The 698-nt window shown below is 76.5% G+C and carries 1 pseudogene and 1 riboswitch; the pseudogene reads right to left on the bottom strand.

The features are described 5' to 3' along the window. Positions 1 to 170: pseudogene (locus tag ACYVE9_RS29600) on the bottom strand (cobalamin biosynthesis protein); the annotation flags it as partial. Between the two features lie 179 nt (positions 171 to 349). Further along, positions 350 to 473: riboswitch (cobalamin riboswitch) on the bottom strand. Positions 474 to 698: the final 225 nt, after the last annotated feature.

The following is a 698-nucleotide window of genomic DNA, read 5'->3' as shown; positions in this document are numbered from 1 at the left end:
GCGCACAGCGCGGTGTGCACGGCACCGGCGGCCCGGTCGTCACGCCACAGCACCCGTTCCGCGGCTGCGGCGGCCCGGCCGAAGGCCGCGACGGGATGGCCGCGTCGGGGGTCGCCGGCGAGCAGGTCGCAGAGGTAGCCGAGCACCGCACCGGCAGGGGAGAAGCCCATGGCGTCGTCAGCTCGCCGCGGACGTCCCGAAGGGGCGGGGACCGCGACGGCGGCCCGGCCGGCTCCGGAGGGGCCGCGCCGGGCAGGCAGGGGAGGGGGAAGACGGCAGGATGATGCCGGGCATGGCGGTGTGTCCTCACTCAGGGTCCGCGCCCTGGCTCGACGTGACCGGCGGTGAAAGTCTCCTGGCTCCCGGATCGGCACGTCCCCCGGCCTTCCAGCCCGCTGCGGGCCGTGACGCACGGTGGGGGAGTGCTCCCCGGTGACAGTGGCGGGACCGCGCCGGATTCGCACCGGCTTCCTCTCCTGCCGCCGTATGGCAACGGGCAGTCCACCACGCCCGGCAGAAGCCGTCAACTCCCGCTTGACCTGCGGGGCAGGAGTGTGAGCGGACACACCGAAGGGGCCCGGGAGAGCCCCGTGCCCCTTCGGTGGCGGCGACCTGCGGGCGAGCCGCCGACGGCCCTTCCCGGCAGGCCGGCGCGGCAGCCGTCCGCCGTGGAGTCGCCCGGCGGCCGCGCTTGTCCG

The sequence above is a fragment of the Streptomyces sparsus genome, assembly GCF_054776295.1.
This window is presented reverse-complemented; position numbering and strand designations above follow the sequence as displayed.